The 19478-nt window shown below is 58.2% G+C and carries 15 protein-coding genes; 6 read left to right on the top strand and 9 right to left on the bottom strand.

Annotated elements, in window-relative coordinates; translation table 11 throughout:
* Positions 1-526: 526 nt before the first annotated feature.
* Positions 527-1522: an AraD1 family protein gene (gene araD1 / locus GTQ55_RS03370; RefSeq protein ID WP_161857467.1), complete on the top strand. Its 996-nt coding sequence runs from the start codon at positions 527-529 to the stop codon at positions 1520-1522.
* Positions 1523-1643: 121 nt separating this feature from the next.
* Here the strand turns inward: araD1 and GTQ55_RS03365 are convergent, their stop codons facing one another.
* Positions 1644-2390: a FadR/GntR family transcriptional regulator gene (locus GTQ55_RS03365; RefSeq protein ID WP_161857466.1), complete on the bottom strand. Its 747-nt coding sequence runs from the start codon at positions 2388-2390 to the stop codon at positions 1644-1646.
* 886 nt (positions 2391-3276) lie between these two features.
* Here GTQ55_RS03365 and GTQ55_RS03360 point away from each other — a divergent pair.
* The 3 genes from GTQ55_RS03360 to GTQ55_RS03350 all read left to right on the top strand — a co-directional run bounded on the left by GTQ55_RS03360 (position 3277) and on the right by GTQ55_RS03350 (position 6639).
* Positions 3277-4686, top strand: a complete 1410-nt coding sequence (locus GTQ55_RS03360) for a serine hydrolase domain-containing protein (RefSeq protein ID WP_161857465.1) — start codon at positions 3277-3279, stop codon at positions 4684-4686.
* 127 nt (positions 4687-4813) lie between these two features.
* A complete protein-coding gene (locus tag GTQ55_RS03355; RefSeq protein ID WP_161857464.1) occupies positions 4814-5647 on the top strand; it encodes an MOSC domain-containing protein in 834 nt (277 codons plus the stop codon).
* A 20-nt stretch (positions 5648-5667) separates the two neighbouring features.
* A complete protein-coding gene (locus GTQ55_RS03350) occupies positions 5668-6639 on the top strand; it encodes a questin oxidase family protein (protein ID WP_161857463.1) in 972 nt (323 codons plus the stop codon).
* A gap of 1 nt (position 6640) precedes the next feature.
* Here the strand turns inward: GTQ55_RS03350 and urtE are convergent, their stop codons facing one another.
* The 6 genes from urtE to GTQ55_RS03320 form a co-directional block, all read right to left on the bottom strand.
* Positions 6641-7336, bottom strand: coding sequence for an urea ABC transporter ATP-binding subunit UrtE (urtE, locus tag GTQ55_RS03345; RefSeq protein ID WP_161857462.1), 696 nt, complete (start codon positions 7334-7336; stop codon positions 6641-6643).
* Complete coding sequence (urtD, locus tag GTQ55_RS03340) at positions 7333-8169, bottom strand: urea ABC transporter ATP-binding protein UrtD (protein ID WP_375791543.1); 837 nt, start codon at positions 8167-8169, stop codon at positions 7333-7335. The genes urtE and urtD overlap by 4 nt, the downstream gene beginning before the upstream one ends.
* Positions 8170-8174: 5 nt before the next feature.
* Positions 8175-9371 carry an urea ABC transporter permease subunit UrtC gene (urtC, locus tag GTQ55_RS03335; RefSeq protein WP_161857460.1) on the bottom strand — a complete coding sequence of 399 codons (1197 nt, stop codon included), beginning with the start codon at positions 9369-9371 and terminating at the stop codon, positions 8175-8177.
* The gene (gene urtB, locus GTQ55_RS03330) at positions 9368-10990 is read right to left on the bottom strand and encodes an urea ABC transporter permease subunit UrtB (protein ID WP_237567800.1); all 1623 of its coding nucleotides are present in this window, start codon (positions 10988-10990) and stop codon (positions 9368-9370) included. Before urtB ends, urtC begins: the two co-directional genes overlap by 4 nt.
* Positions 10991-11240: 250 nt before the next feature.
* Positions 11241-12521 (bottom strand): urea ABC transporter substrate-binding protein, encoded by a 1281-nt coding sequence (gene urtA / locus GTQ55_RS03325; RefSeq protein ID WP_161859983.1) that lies wholly within the window; start codon positions 12519-12521, stop codon positions 11241-11243.
* Between the two features lie 58 nt (positions 12522-12579).
* The gene (locus GTQ55_RS03320; protein WP_161857459.1) at positions 12580-13737 is read right to left on the bottom strand and encodes a hypothetical protein; all 1158 of its coding nucleotides are present in this window, start codon (positions 13735-13737) and stop codon (positions 12580-12582) included.
* A gap of 363 nt (positions 13738-14100) precedes the next feature.
* Here GTQ55_RS03320 and GTQ55_RS03315 point away from each other — a divergent pair, with 363 nt between their 5' ends.
* Positions 14101-17565: a hybrid sensor histidine kinase/response regulator gene (locus GTQ55_RS03315; protein ID WP_202620662.1), complete on the top strand. Its 3465-nt coding sequence runs from the start codon at positions 14101-14103 to the stop codon at positions 17563-17565.
* Positions 17562-18512 (top strand): response regulator transcription factor, encoded by a 951-nt coding sequence (locus GTQ55_RS03310; protein WP_161857458.1) that lies wholly within the window; start codon positions 17562-17564, stop codon positions 18510-18512. Before GTQ55_RS03315 ends, GTQ55_RS03310 begins: the two co-directional genes overlap by 4 nt.
* Positions 18513-18565: 53 nt before the next feature.
* Here the strand turns inward: GTQ55_RS03310 and GTQ55_RS03305 are convergent, their stop codons facing one another.
* Together GTQ55_RS03305 and ureG are read right to left on the bottom strand one after the other, a co-directional pair.
* Positions 18566-18775, bottom strand: a complete 210-nt coding sequence (locus GTQ55_RS03305) for a hypothetical protein (protein WP_161857457.1) — start codon at positions 18773-18775, stop codon at positions 18566-18568.
* Positions 18776-18815: 40 nt separating this feature from the next.
* Positions 18816-19448 carry an urease accessory protein UreG gene (gene ureG, locus GTQ55_RS03300; protein WP_161859981.1) on the bottom strand — a complete coding sequence of 211 codons (633 nt, stop codon included), beginning with the start codon at positions 19446-19448 and terminating at the stop codon, positions 18816-18818.
* Positions 19449-19478 lie beyond the last annotated feature (30 nt).

The raw sequence follows: 19478 nt of genomic DNA, 5'->3' as shown, positions 1-19478 counted from the left end.
CACCAGAGAATCGAAGATCACCATCCTGCCGGAAGGGAGCCGATACAGGGCGTCGTGCAGGAGAAACAACCCCTTGCCATGCGGGGGAGCAGAGATGTGTATAAGGGGGCCGGAAGCGTGAAGCGGGCGTTTGTTATTCATATTTACGGCAGCCACCGACAAGACGGCCCGATGGCATGCTTCTCCTATATCGCTATTTGCCGCTGCCGCCCCCTAACGTAATTACCGGGACGCTGCGCAACGGCATGATTATTTTTCTATTTACCATCAAAATGGTAGCGTTACCATTTATAGTTACAAAGCACCCCGGATGAAGTCAATCTTATTGTATGAAGCTAGTGTGATCGATACGACAGTTCTCGAGACCGTGCGCTTGTATCCACCGCTAGCGAAAAAGTGGGGTTTGCACCTACCCTGCCTCCAGGTAAGCAATTACAATAAGTAGTATCATACTATATAAAAATCACCTACCCGTATTCCAAAGGCGAAACCTTGGGCTCGTGCATATAATCAAGGGAAAAAAGCGATGAGACTTATCCAGTTCACCACCGAGTCCGGCCAGCGCGCAGTGGGCGCCGTAGTCGACAGCAACACCATCGAACAGCTGAAAGACGTCGAGACCATTTACCAGCTGGCACACCGCGCGATGGAAAGCGGCTCCGGACTGGAAGCGCTCGCCAGCTCGCTGCTGTCCGACCAGCGCCAGAACTACCAGAAGATCATCGATGACGGTCGCCTGCTATCCCCGATCGACCACCCGCAAGCCACCCAGCTGATGGTGGCGGGTACCGGTCTCACCCACCTCGGCAGCGCCGACACCCGGGCCGCCATGCACGCGCAGAACTCTTCAGGCAAACAGGAAGAAATGACCGACACCATGAAGATGTTCAAGATGGGGGTCGAAGGCGGCAAGCCGGCGAACGGCGAAGCGGGCGTGCAGCCGGAATGGTTCTACAAGGGCGACGGCGATTGTGTGGTAGCCCCGGAGCAGGCCATCCCCAGCCCTTCCTTTGCACTCGATGCCGGTGAGGAGCCGGAGATCGCCGGGATCTACATCAATGACAGTGAAGGCAACCCCTGCCGCATTGGCTTTGCCATCGGTAACGAGCTGTCCGATCACATCACCGAGCGCCAGAACTACCTGTACCTGGCCCACTCCAAACTGCGCCACTGCTCTTTCGGCCCGGAGCTACTGCTGGGCGAGCTGCCTGCACACATCGAGGGCACCTCCCGCATCGTGCGCAACGGGAAAGTGATCTGGGAAAAGAATTTCCTCAGTGGCGAAGACAATATGTCCCACACCATCAAGAACCTGGAACACCACCACTTCAAGTACAACGCCTTCTGCCGCCCGGGCCACGTTCAGGTGCATTTCTTCGGCACTGCCACCCTGAGCTTCGGCGACGGCATCAAGCCGCAGGAAGGTGACCGCTTTGAAATTGAGTCCGCGACCTTCGGCCGCGCCCTGCGCAACCCGCTGAAAGTGGTGGAGCGCAAGATTCCCACGGTAAAGGCGCTCTGAATCGCCCTCGGGCCTCAACCCTCACAAGATGGGGGCCCGATAACGAAAAAAGGCAGTCAATGGACTGCCTTTTTTGCGTTAAGCGGACCGAGACCACTCAGGCTCGATGCGGGAACCCTGGTCAGATCGCCACATCCACCTTGCCGCCCTCATCCTCCGCCAGATGGTCCAACGCCTTGTGCACCGACTTGGACAGCAGCGACTTCATTTCAAAACGCGCGCGCTCCGGATCGCGATCGCGAATTCCCAGAAACACCGCGTAGTGACCGGGCAGCGACGCCTGATAGGCCGCTTCTTTGGAACTACTGATGCGAAACAACCCCATCAGCGCGGTCTTGATCGACTCACCGAGGGACACCATAAACTCGTTGTTGGTACCGCGCAGGATCGCCATGTGGAACTCGATATCGGTCAGGATCACCTGCTCGGTACCGGGCTCTGCACTTTCCATCGCCCGGTAGGCTACCTCCATGGCCGCTATCTGCTCGTCACTGGCACGCTTGGCGGCGAGCGCCGCCGAGTTGGGCTCAATCATCTCGCGCACTTCGAACAGCGCGCGCAAAAATTCCGGCGTCGGCGTAGAGTCAAAGCACCAGCGCAGCACGTCGGAATCGAACATGTTCCAGAATTCCCGCGGCCGCACCCGGGTACCCAGCTTGGGCCGCGACTCGATCAACCCCTTAGCACTCAAAATCTTGAACGCTTCCCGCAGGGCGGTACGCGACACATTCAGCTCTTCGCCAATGGTGGCCTCATTGGGAATGTACTCCCCGGGCGCGTAATAGCCGGTGACAATGCGCGTACCCAGCTCATAAGCGACCCAGGCGTGCACACTGCGCGGTCTGTTTTCCCTGACTTGTTTAACCATATCTTCACTACCTAGCTTCGGCTGCCAGCTGTACCACCCCGGAATACACAGCGTCGGCACAACCAATGGTAGGCGGACACGGGGGCATATCGAATAAATCACGCCAATCGACGTACCTTAGGACAAATAACGTGTAACGTGATCAAGCAGGACGGCCCATCCGGCCACGCCTGCGGCGGCTTCACCGCCGGACAATCCCAATCTGTGGCGAATCTGCCGATTTTTCACGCGCTCTTTGCAACAAAAGTGCTAAAAATATCAGAACTTGCGAAGGGGAGGCGGGACTCTCGCAAGGGCAAAACCGGGAACGACCGGAGCCCATAAGGAGCAAGAATCGCCCACTACCAGGGCAATTTACGCGGAAACCCTTTTAGATAAAAGCGATCCGTGCACAGGGCTCGCCCGCTTCGACCTTAATACTACAATAATACATATAACCCTGGCGCCAATCCAATAAGTAAATCGGCGCGGCGAAAACGGTGATAGTAGAGAAATAATAATGTAGAGCTCAGGCAAGCCCTGGTTCCTGTATCTGTCCATTCCCTGTGGGCTTGCGGTCTTCTTCACCACCCGTGAGTGGGTCAAACACATTGTGTGTAAAAAGCCACTGGGGGAACAATCGCGACTGTTGGTAAAGAACGACCAGAGGCTGGTACTGGCCGGCGCCTGCATGCTGGACACCATTGGTTACGCGATCCGTTGGAACGGCGAGGGATTCCCGGAGTATGGCAAACCGTCGGAACCCAGACAGCGATTCCTCTCCTTTCATGGTTTCACAGGATGTAGACTGGCGGCTCTCGGGCCGCCTTTTTTGTGCCCCTGATGTCACCAACCAATAAGTACGAATCACACCGCAGCAGGAAAGCGGTCCACAAAGGACACCTTCATGGATAGAAGAAAACACAAACCGCAGTCCAACGTTTTCGCCCCGCTCGTCGCAGGCATTGTTGTCGCTCTGCTTGCTGCTTGCACACCACCGAAATCCCCCCCTGACACCCTCGCCAAAACCGAAACCGAAATCACCACATCGCAACTGGACGCATTTTTCGACGTCCTGGAAGAGCAGGACCGCTGGCGTGGTTCCGTAGCCCTGATGGTGGACGGCGAACCGATTTACCAGCGCACGCTGGCCGCCCATGAAACCGGCTCCGGCGAAGGTGAATCTGCGCCAGTCTACCGCATCGGTTCGATTACAAAATCCGTCACCGCCGCGCTGGTGATGCAGCAGATTCAGATGGGCACCCTTTCGCTGACCAGCACTGTTGACCAGTGGTTTCCGGACATACTCCACGCGGAAACGATCACGATTGAGCAACTGCTCACCCACACCAGCGGACTGGAGAACTTCACCGACCGGCAGGAATACCTCACGGTCCACACCCAGCCGATGGGCCGAGCAGACAAGGTGGAATTACTGGAATCCCTGAAATCTGATTTCGAGCCGGGAAGTGCATTCAAGTACAGTAATTCCGGATATCTGCTACTTGGCCTGATCCTGGAAGACGTTTCCGGCAAGTCGCTACCACAACTGCTGCAGTCGCAGATTGCCGAACCGCTGAAATTACACCACACCACATTTGGCGGTGAGCCGGATACCCGCGAGACAGCGCCATCCGGCAATCTGGCCTCCTATGTCTGGCAGGGCAACTGGCAACCCGCGCCGGCGACCGATCTTTCGGTACCCGGTGCCGCTGGCGCCGTGCTATCGACACCGCAAGACGTTTCGCGGTTTTTCCGTGCACTTGTGCAAGGAAAGATTGTGGACGCCGACGATTCGCTACCAAAAATGCTGCCTGCATCCGCCGCTTACGGCTTCGGGTTGATGAAATTCCCCTACGGGAAACACAGCGGGTATGGGCACACCGGCGGACTCGATGGGTTCAGCTCCATGGCCGGCTATTTTCCCGACCAGGATATCGCCTTTGCCGTGCTGTCCAATGGCAGCCGTTTCAACAATAACGATATCGCGATTGCCCTGCTGGCAACGGCCTATGGCGACCCGGTAACCATCCCGCAGTTCGGGTCAGCAGCGGATACCAGCGCAGCTGCAGCACGCATTGCGGACTTTATCGGTCACTATACGAGTGAGCAGATGCCACTTGCCCTGGACATGTTTATCGAAGAGGATCAGCTTTACGGGCAGGCCACAGGACAGGGCAAGTTCCCGCTTTCCCCGGTAGACAAAGACACGTTCGAGTTTGCACCCGCCGGACTCCGCATTGCATTTTTCCAGGATGGATTGACTTTGTACCAGGCGGGAGCCGAGTACCAGTTCAGTCGCCAGCCCGAGAACTGAACACAGCCAGCATTCACACGACGGTTACTTTAAGTAGTCTGAAATTCTGGCCCGCACATGCGGGCCTTTTTTGTTGTATCCATTGCCTTTACTCTTGTACATCAAGACTCAGGATCAGGAGCCGCTCGTGGAAATTTCCGCGCTCTATCACTTCCCGGTCAAGTCCCTGCAGGGACACAAAAGTAAATCCCTGCCCCTGGACCGGTTTGGCGCAATCGACGACCGCCGTTGGATGCTGGTGGATAACGACAATCAGTTCGTCACCCAGCGCCGCCTGCGGGCCATGGCGCAACTCAAAGCCACCGCCACCGGTGACGGCGTGCGCCTGGAAAATGCCGAGGGAGAGCGCATCGAGATCCGCCAGCCCGGCCGTGAAGCGGAAGTGAAAACCGTACGGGTGTGGAACGACGATGTCCGAGCCCGGGACGCCGGCGATGATGCCGCCCACTGGCTGAGTGAGCAATTACAATCACCGGTACGCCTCGTCGCCATGGGCGAGGAATTCAACCGTCCGCTCGAGGCTCCGCGCAGCGACCGCCAGGTTGGCTTCGCCGACGCCGCACCGCTGCTGGTGATCAGCCAGGCGTCACTCGATGACCTGAACAGCCGCCTCGCGGAACCGGTATCCATGCTGCGCTTTCGCCCCAATCTGGTGATAAGCGGCTGCGAACCCTTCGCCGAGGACGAATGGAAAACCCTCACCGTTCACACCCACGACGGTCCGCAGGTATTCGATTGCACCCATCCCTGTGCCCGCTGCGGTATTCCCGGCCTGCATCCGTTCACCGGTCGTGCACAGAAAGAGCCGCTGCGCACCCTCGCCAGCTATCGTCGCTGGGAAGATGGGCAGATCTATTTTGGTATGAACCTGGCGCCAGCCAGTTCCGCGGTTACCGATCAGGCCACTGGAGACCGGAATCCGGTCACCATACACTTGGGAGACCGAGTGGAAGTCCGCTGAACCGCCAACGGAGAGCCCGCATGAGTATCACCCGCGACTGCGCACAAATGCTCGAAGCCGGCAGCCGCTACCATGTGCATTACGGCGACCGTCTCGCCAACCATCTGCCGATGGTACTGATTGCCCTCGACAAGATGAGCGCTGCCCCGGAGCGGCTCGGTAACGCCTTTGACCGCAGTATCCCGCACCTGCAACCGCGCCCCGGCAGCCCGGTGGACGACATCCGCGAAATCGCCGCGTGCCGCAATCGCGAAGACCTGTTCCCCAGCGCCCTGCGCTATTATGAGCAACAACTCAGACAGCTCGGCATCGCCAAATGCCTGCAGCAGGAACTGCCAAAACTCCTCCCGTCCATCGCCACCGCCGCCTTCCATGGCCTTATCCGTACCGCTTATGGCATAGACGCCCGCCATCTGGAAGAGATTGCCATGGGCCTCGCCTACTGGAACCTCGACTACCAAACGCTTGCCGGCAGCAATCAGCAGGTGCCCCTGACAGCAGCGGAGATCGTTTCACAGGTAGCGGAAAAGTTTCCTGAAATCCCCCTCGCCCCCGGAAACATTGCCGACCATATGCAATCCGTTACCGGCCAGCCGGGCTGGATGGAAACCCCGATCCAGCCGGAGTTGCTGGGGCTCGAAGATATCGCAGAGCTCGCGATCAACGCCTACCTGGGAACAAAGGATTTCACCCTGTTGCACGGCGTCACCGGCTGCCACGCACTACGCTTGATATTGCCCTATTGCCCAGACAAAGAAGCGGCGCTGCGCCATTTCTGGCAGGGGCTGGTGATTGCGTATTTGAGCACCGGGCCGAAGGTGATCCCGCCGGTTGTATCACAAGAGATAGAAGATATTCCGCAACGGCAGGCAGACATCATGGAAGAAGCGCTGCACAGCGACGATGACCATGTCATCAAGCTCGCGTACAGCGCGCTGGAGGAGTTTCACTACTATGGCAACAGCGACTACCTGAGGGTCTTCAGGGAATAGTCTAGACCGCCAGATACTGGCGAATCAGTCCATCATCCAGGTTGGCCATCTTATCCGCGGCCACAACCGAACCCTTCTGCATCAGCCGGAACTCCTTTCCCACACGACGCGCAAACCCGAGCTTCTGTTCAACCAGAATTACGGTCAACCCATCCTCTTCATTAAGTTGCGTCACCACATCAGCAATCTGTCGCACAATATTCGGCTGGATACCCTCATTCGGCTCATCCAGAATCAACACCTTGGGGTCGATCACCAGCGCGCGGCCAATCGCCAGCTGCTGCTGTTGGCCACCGGATAAATCGCCACCGCGGCGGTGCAGCATATCCTTCAGTACCGGAAACAATTCAAAAACGCGCTCGGGTATTTTTTTGAGTCCATCCCGCCGTGCGGGCAACCCGATCTGCAGGTTCTCCTCCACCGTCAATAGCGGAAAGATGTCGCGCCCCTGTGGCACATATCCGATGCCCATCTTGGCCCGCGCCTGCGCCGGGCTTCCCTCGATCGACTCGCCCTGGTAAAGGATTTTTCCATCACTGGTCGGTAACAGCCCCATCAGGCACTTCAGCAGTGTCGTCTTGCCCGCGCCATTGCGTCCCATGATGCAGGTACAGGAACCGCGCTCCACTTCCAGATCCAGGTCCCACAGAATTTGTGTTCCGCCATATTTCTGGTTCAGCTTTTCGATCCGGATCATGCTTCCTCCCCCAGATATACCTCAATCACGTCGGGATTGCTCTGTACCTGATCCATCGAGCCCTCCGCAAGCACCGAGCCCTGATGTAAAACCGTCACCGTACGCGCAATACTGCGCACGAATTCCATGTCGTGCTCCACCACGATCACGGTGTGCTCGCCCGCAAGGGAAGTCAGCAATTCTGCCGTGCGTTCCGTTTCCTCCGCCGTCATTCCCGCCACCGGTTCATCCACCAGCAGCAGGCGCGGCTGGGCCGCCAGCAACATGCCGATTTCCAGCCACTGTTTCTGTCCATGGGATAATGCACCCGCGAGCTGATAGCGGCATTTTTCCAGGCCGATCGTCTTCAGTACTTCGTCGATTCGGTCGCACTCACTGCTGGACAGTTTTGCGGTCAACGCGCTCCACACGCCCTTGCTGCCCTGTAGCGACAGTTCCAGGTTGTGGAACACCGTGTGTGCCTCGAATACCGTGGGCTTCTGGAATTTGCGCCCAATCCCCAGCTGGGCGATCTCCGCCTCGTCGTGGGCCAGCAGGTCGATATTTCGCCCAAACCAGGCACTGCCGCTGTCGCACTGGGTCTTGCCGGTAATCACATCCATCAGGGTCGTTTTACCGGCGCCATTGGCGCCGATCAGGCACCGCAGCTCGCCGTCATTCACGTACAGGTTTAGGTTATTCAGTGCCTTGAAGCCGTCAAAGCTGACATTCAGGCCCTCCAGGTACAGGATGACGTTTTTCGACACATCCACCGACCGCTTGCGCGGTACCAGAAAAGGCCAGGTGGTATCCCGGCGCAGCAGCTCGCGCGCCTGCCCGGCAAATTGGTTCAGACTGTTCATGCATTAGCCTCCCGGGCACGCACTCCACCGTCAGTGTCGGCACCCGCATTGCGCCGCGCGGGTTGCGCGGTTTCTTCACTACCGAAACGTTGCAACAAGCCCGCCAGCCCTTTGGGTAGATACACGGTCACGATCACAAACAGCGCCCCCAGTGCGAACAACCAGCCGTCCGGCATGATCGCGGTAAAGCGGGTTTTGGCGTAATTCACCAGCAGAGCGCCCACAATGGCGCCATAAAGGGTGCCGCGTCCGCCAACGGCAACCCACACCACCACCTCGATGGAATTGAGCGGGGAAAATTCACCGGGATTGATGATGCCCACCTGCGGCACGTATAACATCCCCGCCACCGCGGCAATCAGCGCCGAATAGACAAACAGCCACACCTTGTAGCGCTCGGTGCGGTAGCCGAGAAAGCGCGCCCGCGCCTCAGCATCGCGCACCGCCACGATCACCCGGCCGAGGCGCGATTGCACAATCGCGCGGCTGGTAATAAACGTGATCACCAGCAACAGCGTGGTCACCAGCAGCAGCGCCACCCTGGTTGCATCCACTTGCAGGTCGAAACCGAGAATATCCTTGAAATCCGTCAGCCCGTTGTTGCCGCCAAAGCCCATTTCATTGCGGAAGAACGCCAGCATCAGTGCGTAGGTCAACGCCTGGGTCATGATCGAGAGGTAAACACCAGTCACCCGCGAGCGAAACGCCAGCCAGCCAAACACGAACGCCAGCAGCCCAGGTACGGCAAGCGCCATCACCACCGCAAACCAGAACTGGTCCATGCCAAACCAGTACCAGGGCAGCTCCTGCCAGTTCAGGAACACCATAAAGTCCGGCAGGTCCGGGTTGCCGTAGACACCGCGGTCGCCGATCTGACGCATCAGGTACATACCCATGCCGTAACCACCCAGTGCGAAAAAGGCGCCGTGGCCCAGGCTCAGGATGCCGCAATAACCCCAGATGATGTCCACCGCCATGGCAAGCATGGCGAAGCACAGGTACTTACCCATCAGGGTGATGGTGTAGGTGCTGACATACAGTGGCGAGTCCGCCGGTAACAACAGGTTGGCCGCCGACATACCAAGCGTCGTTACCAGCAGAATGCCGACCAGTGCTGAGGAACCCTTACCCGGTTGACGCAACTCCGTCAGCGCACTGCCAATTTTTTCCCACACGGGATTCGTTACACTCATTCTGCCGCCCTTCCGCGTTGGGGAAACAGCCCTTTCGGCCGCTTCTGGATAAACAGGATCAGGCATACCAGTACGATAATATTGGCGAGCACGGCGCCGGTGGCCGGCTCGAGGAATTTGTTCGCCACGCCCAGGGAAAAGCCACCCACCAGTGTCCCGAGCAGATTACCGACACCGCCAAACACCACCACCATAAAGGAATCGATGATGTAGGACTGGCCGAGGTTTGGTCCTACATTGGTGAGCTGCGACAGCGCCACGCCGGCAACACCGGCAATCCCGGAACCGAGGCCGAAGGTCATTGCGTCGACCATTTCCGTACGCACGCCCATGGCCTTTGCCATATCCCGGTTCTGGGATACCGCGCGGACATTCAGTCCGAGGGAAGACTTTTTCAGCACCATCACCAGCGCAAAAAATACTGCCAGTGCGAACAAAAGTATGTACAGCCGGTTATAGGTCACCGAGAACACCGGATTGATGGCCAGGGAGCCACTCATCCATTCCGGCGTGACCACCTGCATATTCAGTGGCGAGAAAATACTACGGACTGCCTGCTGCAGGATCAGACTGATACCGAACGTGGCCAGCAGTGTTTCCAGTGGCCGCCCCTGCAAGTGCCGTATCACGCCGCGCTCAATCAGTACACCGACACTACCGGAGACCAGAAAGGCCGCCGGCACCGCCACCAGCAGTGAGTATCCGATCGCTTGCGGCATCAGTTGCTGGATCACATAGGTGGTATAGGCGCCGAGCATGATCATTTCGCCGTGCGCCATATTGATTACGCCCATCACACCGAAGGTGATGGCGAGGCCTATTGCGGCCAGTACAAGCACCGAACCCAGGCTGAGGCCGAAAAACAGCTGTTCCATCTGCCCGTAAAATTCAATGCGCTCGGAAATCTTGTCGAGCGCTTTCTGTGCCGCTGCCTTCACCGCGGCATCCTGCTCGCTTTGGTTTTCCAGCAGACCCCGCAGCTGGTTGCGCACCGGTGATTCCAGGCGTTCGCTCATCAATGCGATCGCCCCCAGGCGCTCTTCCGTATCGCTGCTGTCGCGCAGGCGCACCATGGCGTTGGCCAGCGCAATCAGGTCTTCAACTGCCGGGTTCACACCGGCCTCGGTGGCACTCTGCAGCAGGCGCATATTGTCAGCGGAGAGGTCGTCGAGTATTGCGAGCACCGCGGTGCGTTTTTGCGCTTCGCTACCATGCAGCAGATCAATCCGCCCTATGGCCTCGCGCAGCTGGCCTCGCAGGCGATTGTTTACGCGGATTTTCTTGATGTCCCGCCGTTCCTGTACGCCCAGGTCCGCGCCGGTAAATATGTCCCGCCCGACCGGCTCTCCGGCAGCATTTTTCTGTACCGCCATCAGCTGTCTGGTGGTCTTGTGATAGTGGAGATCGCCGGCCAGCATGGTTTCAAACAACGGACGCATGGCGGCGCCACCAGACTGCTCGAGCTGCTCGACCAGCGTAGCCGTCTCGCGCAAGCTGGCTTCAGTCAGCTGCTCTAGCGTGGCGTCCACTGCTGGAGGTACAGAGTGCGGCTGCGCCTGCACGGAAATGCCGGCAAACACTGCCAGCAGCAGGCCACAACTCAGTATTAATTTTTTCACAGAAAACCCCGCGGTAATTGCGATACGCGAATCAGTAATACTTCGGCCGACTTTCAATAGCGCCGAAACGGAAACAGGCCCCGGACAATCCAATACTGAATGGGTTGTCGGGGCCAACTCCCTGGCCGGGCTCCTCTACAGGCAGAGAGCAGTCCGGCTTACCCTGTGATCGGTGGCGAATTCACTTGCGGGCTTACTTTTCCTTTCTTCCGTGAAGAAAAAGAGCCACCATTCACCACCGTCATCGGGATTACTGTACCTGGCCGCTGCAAGCCTCGGCCTTGGTGTTGTAGTTGCCGCACTTGATCGGCGCGGTCCAGTCGGCAATCAGGTCCTTGGAGCCGGGCAGGAAGTCTGACCAGGCATCGCCAGGCACAACGCCGTCGGTTTCCCAAACCACTTCAAACTGTCCGTCGTCCTGAATCTCACCGATAAATACCGGCTTGGACAGGTGGTGGTTCTTGTTCATTTTCGCCACGCCACCGGTCAGGTTCGGGAACTCGATGCCGATCATCGCCTGCTCGACCGCATCCACCTCTGTGGAGCCGGCTTTTTCAACCGCCTTGGCCCACATGTTGAAACCGATATAGGTCGCCTCCATGGGGTCGTTGGTCACGCGTTTTTCGTCACCGATAAACTTCTTCCATTGCTGTACGAAATACTCATTGGCTTCGCTATCAATGCCCTGGAAGTAGTTCCAGGCAGCCAGGTGCCCCACCAGCGGACCGGTGTCGATGCCAGAGAGCTCCTCTTCACCCACGGAGAAGGCCACCACCGGGATATCTTCCGAGCTGATGCCCTGGTTGGCGAGTTCCTTGTAGAAGGGCACATTGGCATCACCGTTGATGGTGGAGACCACGGCGGTCTTCTTACCGGTGCTGCCAAATTTCTTAATGTCGGAAACGATGCTCTGCCAGTCGGAATGACCGAACGGTGTGTAGTTGATCAGGATGTCTTCCTTGGCCACACCATTGGACTCCAGGTAAGACTCCAGAATCTTGTTGGTGGTACGCGGATACACATAGTCGGTCCCCGCCAGTACCCAGCGCTCCACTTCCAGGTCAGACATCAGGTAATCCACCGCGGGAATCGCCTGCTGATTCGGCGAGGCACCGGTGTAGAACACATTCTTCGAAGACTCTTCGCCTTCGTACTGCACCGGGTAAAACATCAGGCCGTTCAGTTCCTCGATCACCGGCAGCACGGATTTACGCGATACCGATGTCCAGCAGCCAAAGATCACATCCACTTTTTCCTTGGTGATCAGTTCGCGGGCTTTCTCCGCAAACAGCGGCCAGTCCGAGGCCGGGTCGACAACCACCGCTTCGAGCTTCTTACCCAGCAGGCCTCCTTTGCGGTTCTGCTCTTCCACCATCATCAGCACAGTGTCTTTCAATGTGGTTTCACTGATCGCCATAGTCCCCGAGAGAGAGTGCAATACACCTACCTTGATGGTTTCCGCCGCCATTGCCGCGGCGCTGATGACACTGGTACCGGCCGCAAAGGCGAGCCCGGCAACAAATTTTTTCATGCTCATGGAATTGCTCCTGTTCATTATTTTCAAATCGCGTGAAGCGCACGCAGTCGACTTACAGCTGTACCTGCATCCCCAGGCTCAGTACATCTACATCCGCACCGGCATAGCCGGATGCGTTGGCATCGCCGGAGACAAAGCTCAGGTTCAGGCGGGTGTTGTGGCCATTGACCACATAGTTGAGGCCGAGCTCGGTAGAGCTGCTGCTGTCGGCGTCGGAGGGGCTGTTTTCCACCAGGCGCAGGTACGGCTGGAACTTGCCAGGACCGACATTGGCCGGGAACAGATAGGCGGCGGTGGCGAACGCTGACTCGCCGTCAAACAGGCAGAAGCAGTCGCCAGCCAGCGGTTGGGAAGCAAGGGTGTAATCCGCATCAAAGCTTTTGTATTCGGCCTCGACGGTGATCACACCACCGGCGTCGAGCACCGTCTCGGAGAGCATATCCACGGTCCAACCGGAAAAGTCTCCGGCACTCTCGGCACTGCCGACACCGTCTTCCTGGCTCTGCAGGGAAAGTGCGAGGGTGAAAATATTATCGAGCCCACCGTAATAGGTTGAGCTGGTGTAGTAACCCGGGTTGGATTCCATATTCAGGAAGTTGTAGGCGAAGCGCGCCGCGTACAGCGGGTTTTCGTCCTGGTTGGAGTATTCATCCAGTCCGATAAAACTTCCCACGGCATACTGGAACTTGCCGGCGGTGCCCCAGAAGGTGATCCCTTCATCGCGCCCGATCAGTCCCGCCTGACCGCCCTGGTCGGAGGCGTACAGTGGCTGCCGGTACTGGTTCCAGCTGAGCGCGTAATAGGGGCCACTCATCTCGATACGGTCCGCCGGCGTCAGCATGCGCCCGGCCCAGATGTTGAACTCCGGGCTGAACTCGAATTGCGCAATCGCATCCAGCACATCGGCGGTATCGTTGCTCCGCTGCTGCAAGTTGAATGTGAATTTCACTGTGTCGCTCAGCTGCCCGGAGCTGTATACCCGGATGTCCGGCAGGGTAAATTCACTATCTCCTTCCACGGACTGGAACTGGGAGCGGAACCCGGCACCGATACTGAACGTCTGCCCACCTTCGGATTCGAACTGTTTGGCGAATGCCGGCAGTGGTGCCACACTCGCGGCCAGCACCGCCGCGGCGCAGACACTGCGACCGAACACTTTTTTCGACTGCGACGCACCTTGCGGTCGCAAACCTCCTGACAACGTTTCCATGTATTTCCCCTTGGTTTTGGTCTTGACCCTGGTCTCGATTGGTTATTTTTTGCTGCTATCGATTATTCGACCGGTGGCACAGGGGAGCCATACGCGTATTGGGGCCGGTGCCTACGTCATTTGACGGTTTTCAGATGTGAGGGTGTACGTACACTAATGGCGGCAAGAACCGGAACCCGGTAATTCACCCTTCTGGCCGGCTGAAGGGAGCGCTATCTGGTGCAAGATCTCATACGGCTTTACCCGCTAGCGGCACCCTGTTATCAGGCTTTTGAGCCGCAAAAGCGTAATTGAGTGGTGTAATTCGGTATTCTTGTTGCAAGAAAAAGAACATGACGAGAAACAAGCAGTAGGCAGCACCCGGTGGTTGGAACATTTACGGGCAAAAATAACGACAACGATCAACAGGCCATGCGACCCGCACAACAGGTATTCCGCGTACGGCGGACCTACAACAAGTGGGTGGGAGACGAGACCCTCGAAGACTTCGCACTGCGCTTTACCGCCGTGCGCGGGCGCCGCTTTACCATTGAACAGGTGGCGAAGACCGCGCTCGGAGCCACCGCCTTCCTCGCCCTGGAAGCCATCGCCGCGGCAGTGACCCTCAACTACGGCTTTATCAACACCGTCACCGCGATGCTCGCGGTGGCCGCAGTGATCTTCATTACCGGCTTCCCCATCACCTATTACGCGGCCAAACACGGCCTCGACATCGACCTGCTCACCCGCGGTGCCGGTTTCGGCTACCTCGGCTCCACCATCACTTCGCTGATCTACGCCTCCTTCACGTTCATCTTCTTCGCCATCGAGGCTGCGATACTCACCTCCGCGCTGCACGCCCTGCTCGGCATACCGCCGGCCATCGGTTATATCCTCTGCGCGGTGGCCGTGATCCCAATTGTGACCCACGGTATCCGGGCGGTGAGCAAGTTTCAGATCGGCACCCAGCCGCTGTGGCTGTTGTTGCAGTGCCTCGCGCTCGGTATTGCCGCCTGGTTCGAGCTCGCGCGGGTGGAGGACTGGGCCCGCTACGCACCCCAGCACAACCCGCAGAGTGGCGAGTTCAGCTGGATGTTATTCGGCGCGGCCAGTGCAGTATTTTTTGCCATGGTCGCGCAGATCGGCGAGCAGGTGGACTACCTGCGGTTTATGCCAGAAAAGACCCGCGAGAATCGCGCGCGCTGGTGGTTCTGGCTGACGCTTGCCGGGCCGGGCTGGATTTTCATCGGTGTGATCAAGATGCTGTTCGGTTCCTTCCTCGCCTATCTGGCCATCACCGGCGGTGCCTCCGCAGAGCAGGCGGCGGACCCGGTGCGTATGTACCAGATGGTGTTCAACTACCTGACCCAGTCCCCCACCATGGCACTGATCCTGGCTGGCGTGATGGTGGTGATCTCGCAGATGAAGATCAACGTCACCAACGCCTATGCGGGCTCCATCGCCTGGTCGAATTTTTTCTCGCGCCTGACCCGCAGCCATCCGGGACGGGTTGTGTGGCTGGTGTTCAACGTGAGCATCGCGCTGGTGTTGATGGAGCTGGGGATTTATCGCGCGCTCGAGGGGGTGCTGGGTATTTTTTCACTGGTGGCCATCAGCTGGCTCGGATGCCTCGCCGCAGACCTGATGATCAACAAGCCTCTCGGCATCAGTCCGTCCTATGTCGAGTTCAAGCGCTCACACCTGTATGACTTCAACCCGGTGGGTGTGGGCTCGATGCTGCTGGCCTCACTGATTGGCATCGTCTGCTATCTCGGTCATTTCGGCGATGGTGCGAAAAATTTTGCCAGCTTTATCAGCCTCGGCATCTGCTTTTTGATGGTGCCGCTACTGGGGATGGCCACCCGCGGGCGCTTCTACCTGGCCCGTCACCGGGACTCTCTCTATGGCGATGACGACGATGGCCAGCGCACGGTCAGCACCAGCGTCCAGTCTGCGCAGACCTGTTGTATCTGCGAAAACGACTTCGAACCTGCGGACATGAGCCATTGCCCCGCTTACCAGGGCCCGATCTGCTCCCTGTGCTGTTCGCTGGACTCCCGCTGCCTGGATGCGTGCAAGCCAGATGCGCGCTTCTCCCAGCAGCTTGCCACCCTGATGAAAATACTGGTGCCTGAGCGGGTCGTGAACGGGGTGGATTCACGCCTTGGGCGCTTTGCGATACTGCTTCTGGGAGCGAGCGTGTGTATCGCCGGTGTGCTGTCACTGATTTACGGCCAATTGCAGCCCGCCACCACTGGCGAGGCAGAATTGCTGCAGCAAGCATTCTGGACACTGTTCGTATTGCTACTGCTGATTTCCGGGGTACTGGCGTGGCTGTTCCTGCTTACCCACGACAGCCGTACCGTCGCGCAGATGGAGTCCAACCGGCAGACGCGCCTGCTGCTCAACGAGATCGAGGCGCACAAGGAAACCGATCGCGCGCTGCAGGCGGCCAAGGAACAGGCGGATCGGGCCAACAGCGCCAAGAGCCGCTACCTGTCCGGTATCAGCCACGAACTGCGCACTCCATTGCAGTCCATTCTCGGCTACGCGCAGCTGCTGAACCAGCAACAGGATATCCCGGAAAAGCACCGCAACGGTTTGCGCATCATCAAGCGCAGCGGGGAATACCTGACGGACCTGATTGAGGGCCTGCTGGATATCTCCAAGATCGAGGCCGGGCGCTTGGATATCTATCGCAACCAGGTGCGCCTGCCGGAACTACTGGAGCAGATGGTGGAGATGTTCCGTCCACAGGCGGAAGCAAAAGGTGTGCGCTTTTACTGTCATATCCACAGCCCGCTACCATCCACCGTGATTGCCGATGAGAAACGTCTGCGCCAGATTCTGATCAATCTGTTGTCCAATGCCATCAAGTACACCCGCGAGGGCCAGGTGGATTTTCATATCCGCTACCGCAATCAGGTGGCAGAGTTTTCCATTGAAGATACCGGCGTGGGGATTCGTGCGGACGATCAGGCGCGGATACTTAAACCGTTTGAGCGGGTGCGCAACGGGCAGAGCCCCGTGGCCACCGGCACCGGGCTGGGACTGACCATTGCCTACCTGCTCACAGAAATCATGGGTGGTGAGCTGCGCATGCAAAGCGAGCCGGGCAAGGGCAGCCGCTTTACGGTTTCGCTGCTGCTGTCATGGGTGGAATCGGACCACCGCCGCGAAATACCGGTGCGCCGCATCAGTGGCTATCACGGCCCCCGTCGCAGCGTGATGGTGGTGGACGACGAACCCATTCATCGCGGACTGATCGGCGACCTGCTGACGCCGCTCGGCTTTTCCATGATGGAAGCACAGAGTGCCGAGGACTGCCTGGCACTGGTACAACATCAGCGGCCGGATCTGTTCCTGCTGGATGTGACCATGCCGGGAATGAACGGGCTGGATCTCGCCGAGCAACTGCGTGCGCGCGGTATCACCGCGCCGATAGTGATGCTGTCGGCCGACGCCCAGGAGCGGCACTTGAATCCCGGAGACGACGAGCCCGCCCATCACGATGCCTACCTGGTGAAACCGCTGGTAAACCAGAAGCTGTTCAACACCATTGCCCGCCTGCTGAAGCTCGATTGGGTATATGGAAAAGACCGCGATATCCCGTGCAAATCATCGATACGGCAAACCGCGTCCACACAAGCGTTGCCAGAACATCCGCTGCTGGCAGAACTGCTGGCCTACGCGCGCATCGGCTACCGCAGTGGCGTGCACAGGACACTGGACCGGATTGCCGCCGAAACAATCGTAGCCGACCACCGTATAGAACAGTTCCGCCAGCTGGCGGACACCATGCGCTTCGAGCAGTTGAGCGAAGCCCTGGAAATCAAGGAGCGAGAATGAATACCTGCGACGATACCGCAAGCCCCGCGCGGACAACCGCGGACACGCACACCGGGGATATCGTTCTGGTGGTGGACGATTCCCCGGACACCCTGAGCCTGATCAACGATACCCTGGAGCAGGCGGGTATTGATGCGCTCGTCGCCCTGGATGGCAGCCAGGCGCTGAATATTGCCCGCCGCCTGCGCCCGGACATGATCCTGCTGGATGCGGTGATGCCCGGACTGGACGGCTTTGAAACCTGCAAACTGCTGAAAGCCGACCCGGAACTGGCGTCGATCCCGGTCATCTTCATGACCGGACTGACAGACTCGGAAAATATCGTGAGAGGCCTGGAAAGTGGTGGCGTGGATTACCTGACCAAACCGATCCAGCCGAACGAGCTGCTGGCCCGCATGAAAGTGCACCTGAACAACGCACGCCTGACATCCAGCGCGCACCAGGCACTGGACTCAACAGGCCAGTTCCTGTGCACCGTGGATGCGGCGGGCCGCATGCACTGGGCTACGCCACAGACTTATGCGCTGCTGAGCAGTGCGGACGCCATGGAGGGAATACTGCAACGCAAAATGGAGGCGGATTTACAGATGTGGTTGTCGCGCAGCCCGGGCGCGGGCCACAGATTGAAGCTGGAGGGTTTGCAGAAGCCGCTGGCGGTGGTGTTTATTGAGCAGCGGGATAGCAGCACTTATCTATTAAAACTGGTGGACGATGGCGGTCCCGCCGGTGAGGATATTCTGCGAGAGAAGCTGTCACTGACCAAGCGGGAATCGGAAGTTTTGTTCTGGATAGCGAACGGAAAGACAAACCGGGAAATCGGCGAGATCCTCGATGTGAGTCCGCGCACCGTCAACAAACACCTCGAAGGGGTTTTCTCCAAGCTCGGGGTGGAGAACCGGACCGCCGCTGCGGGCATTGCCATTCGGGCGTTGAATCCGGACTCCTGAGACATCTGGGTTCGGTGGATTCTACTTTCCTTTCGTGGCTTTAATGATCTTTCCTAGTCCTGGGAATCTTCTTTTTCCTGTGGGCCTTTCCGGATCAGAAAAACTGCTACAGTGCTCACCGCCAGGGCCATAACAATCCACATTATATGATGCAATTCGTGCACGATACCGGCCGGCGCATGGCCTTCGTGCGCCGTGGCAAACAGGCTAATGAGGCTGGAAATTGTTGCAATAACGGTCAGGATCAGATGCTTTATTTTCATGCGTTCCTCTACGGCGTGGGCTGATTTCTTGTAAATGGGATCACGCGATTGCGGGAATGGCTTTTTCTTCCAGCATTCCCTCTCGCACGATGAATTCGATGATTTCTTTCAGGCCCTTCTGTGCTTTCAGGTTGGAGAATACAAAAGGCCGTTCGCCACGCATTTTTTTCGCGTCGCGATCCATGACCTCCAGGGACGCGCCGACCAGTGGGGCCAGGTCGATTTTATTGATGATCAACAGGTCGGAGCGGGTGATGCCGGGACCGCCCTTGCGCGGAATTTTGTCGCCGGCGGAAACATCGATCACGTAAATGGTCAGGTCGGAGAGTTCCGGGCTGAAGGTCGCGCTGAGATTGTCGCCGCCGCTTTCCACGAATACCACGTCCAGGTCGCCATGACGGGCAATGAGCTCGTCGATGGCAGCGAGGTTCATGGAGGCATCTTCACGGATGGCGGTGTGGGGACAGCCGCCGGTCTCCACACCAAGAATGCGATCAGCGCTCAGGGCCTCATGCTGAGTAAGGAATTTGGCGTCTTCCTGGGTGTAGATGTCGTTGGTGACGACGGCGATGTCGTAGTGATCGCGCATGGCGCTGCAGAGTTCACGCAACAGTGCCGTTTTACCCGAGCCGACCGGGCCGCCGATGCCGACGCGCAAGGTCTGTTTTTTCATTGTGGTCATGGTTCTACTCCACGGAATACT

It is taken from the genome of Microbulbifer hydrolyticus (assembly GCF_009931115.1).
Lineage (GTDB): Bacteria > Pseudomonadota > Gammaproteobacteria > Pseudomonadales > Cellvibrionaceae > Microbulbifer > Microbulbifer hydrolyticus.
The sequence above is the reverse complement of the archived record's forward strand: the minus strand, read 5'-3'. Positions and strand labels throughout refer to the sequence as shown.

What these genes read in the sequence shown, in the direction of transcription:
- araD1 (WP_161857467.1), top strand. Translation starts at nt 527, where the DNA reads ATGAGACTTATCCAGTTCACCACCGAGTCCGGCCAGCGCGCAGTGGGC.
- GTQ55_RS03365 (WP_161857466.1), bottom strand. Translation starts at nt 2,390, where the DNA reads ATGGTTAAACAAGTCAGGGAAAACAGACCGCGCAGTGTGCACGCCTGG.
- GTQ55_RS03360 (WP_161857465.1), top strand. Translation starts at nt 3,277, where the DNA reads ATGGATAGAAGAAAACACAAACCGCAGTCCAACGTTTTCGCCCCGCTC.
- GTQ55_RS03350 (WP_161857463.1), top strand. Translation starts at nt 5,668, where the DNA reads ATGAGTATCACCCGCGACTGCGCACAAATGCTCGAAGCCGGCAGCCGC.
- urtE (WP_161857462.1), bottom strand. Translation starts at nt 7,336, where the DNA reads ATGATCCGGATCGAAAAGCTGAACCAGAAATATGGCGGAACACAAATT.
- urtC (WP_161857460.1), bottom strand. Translation starts at nt 9,371, where the DNA reads ATGAGTGTAACGAATCCCGTGTGGGAAAAAATTGGCAGTGCGCTGACG.
- urtA (WP_161859983.1), bottom strand. Translation starts at nt 12,521, where the DNA reads ATGAAAAAATTTGTTGCCGGGCTCGCCTTTGCGGCCGGTACCAGTGTC.
- GTQ55_RS03320 (WP_161857459.1), bottom strand. Translation starts at nt 13,737, where the DNA reads ATGGAAACGTTGTCAGGAGGTTTGCGACCGCAAGGTGCGTCGCAGTCG.
- GTQ55_RS03310 (WP_161857458.1), top strand. Translation starts at nt 17,562, where the DNA reads ATGAATACCTGCGACGATACCGCAAGCCCCGCGCGGACAACCGCGGAC.
- GTQ55_RS03305 (WP_161857457.1), bottom strand. Translation starts at nt 18,775, where the DNA reads ATGAAAATAAAGCATCTGATCCTGACCGTTATTGCAACAATTTCCAGC.
- ureG (WP_161859981.1), bottom strand. Translation starts at nt 19,448, where the DNA reads ATGAAAAAACAGACCTTGCGCGTCGGCATCGGCGGCCCGGTCGGCTCG.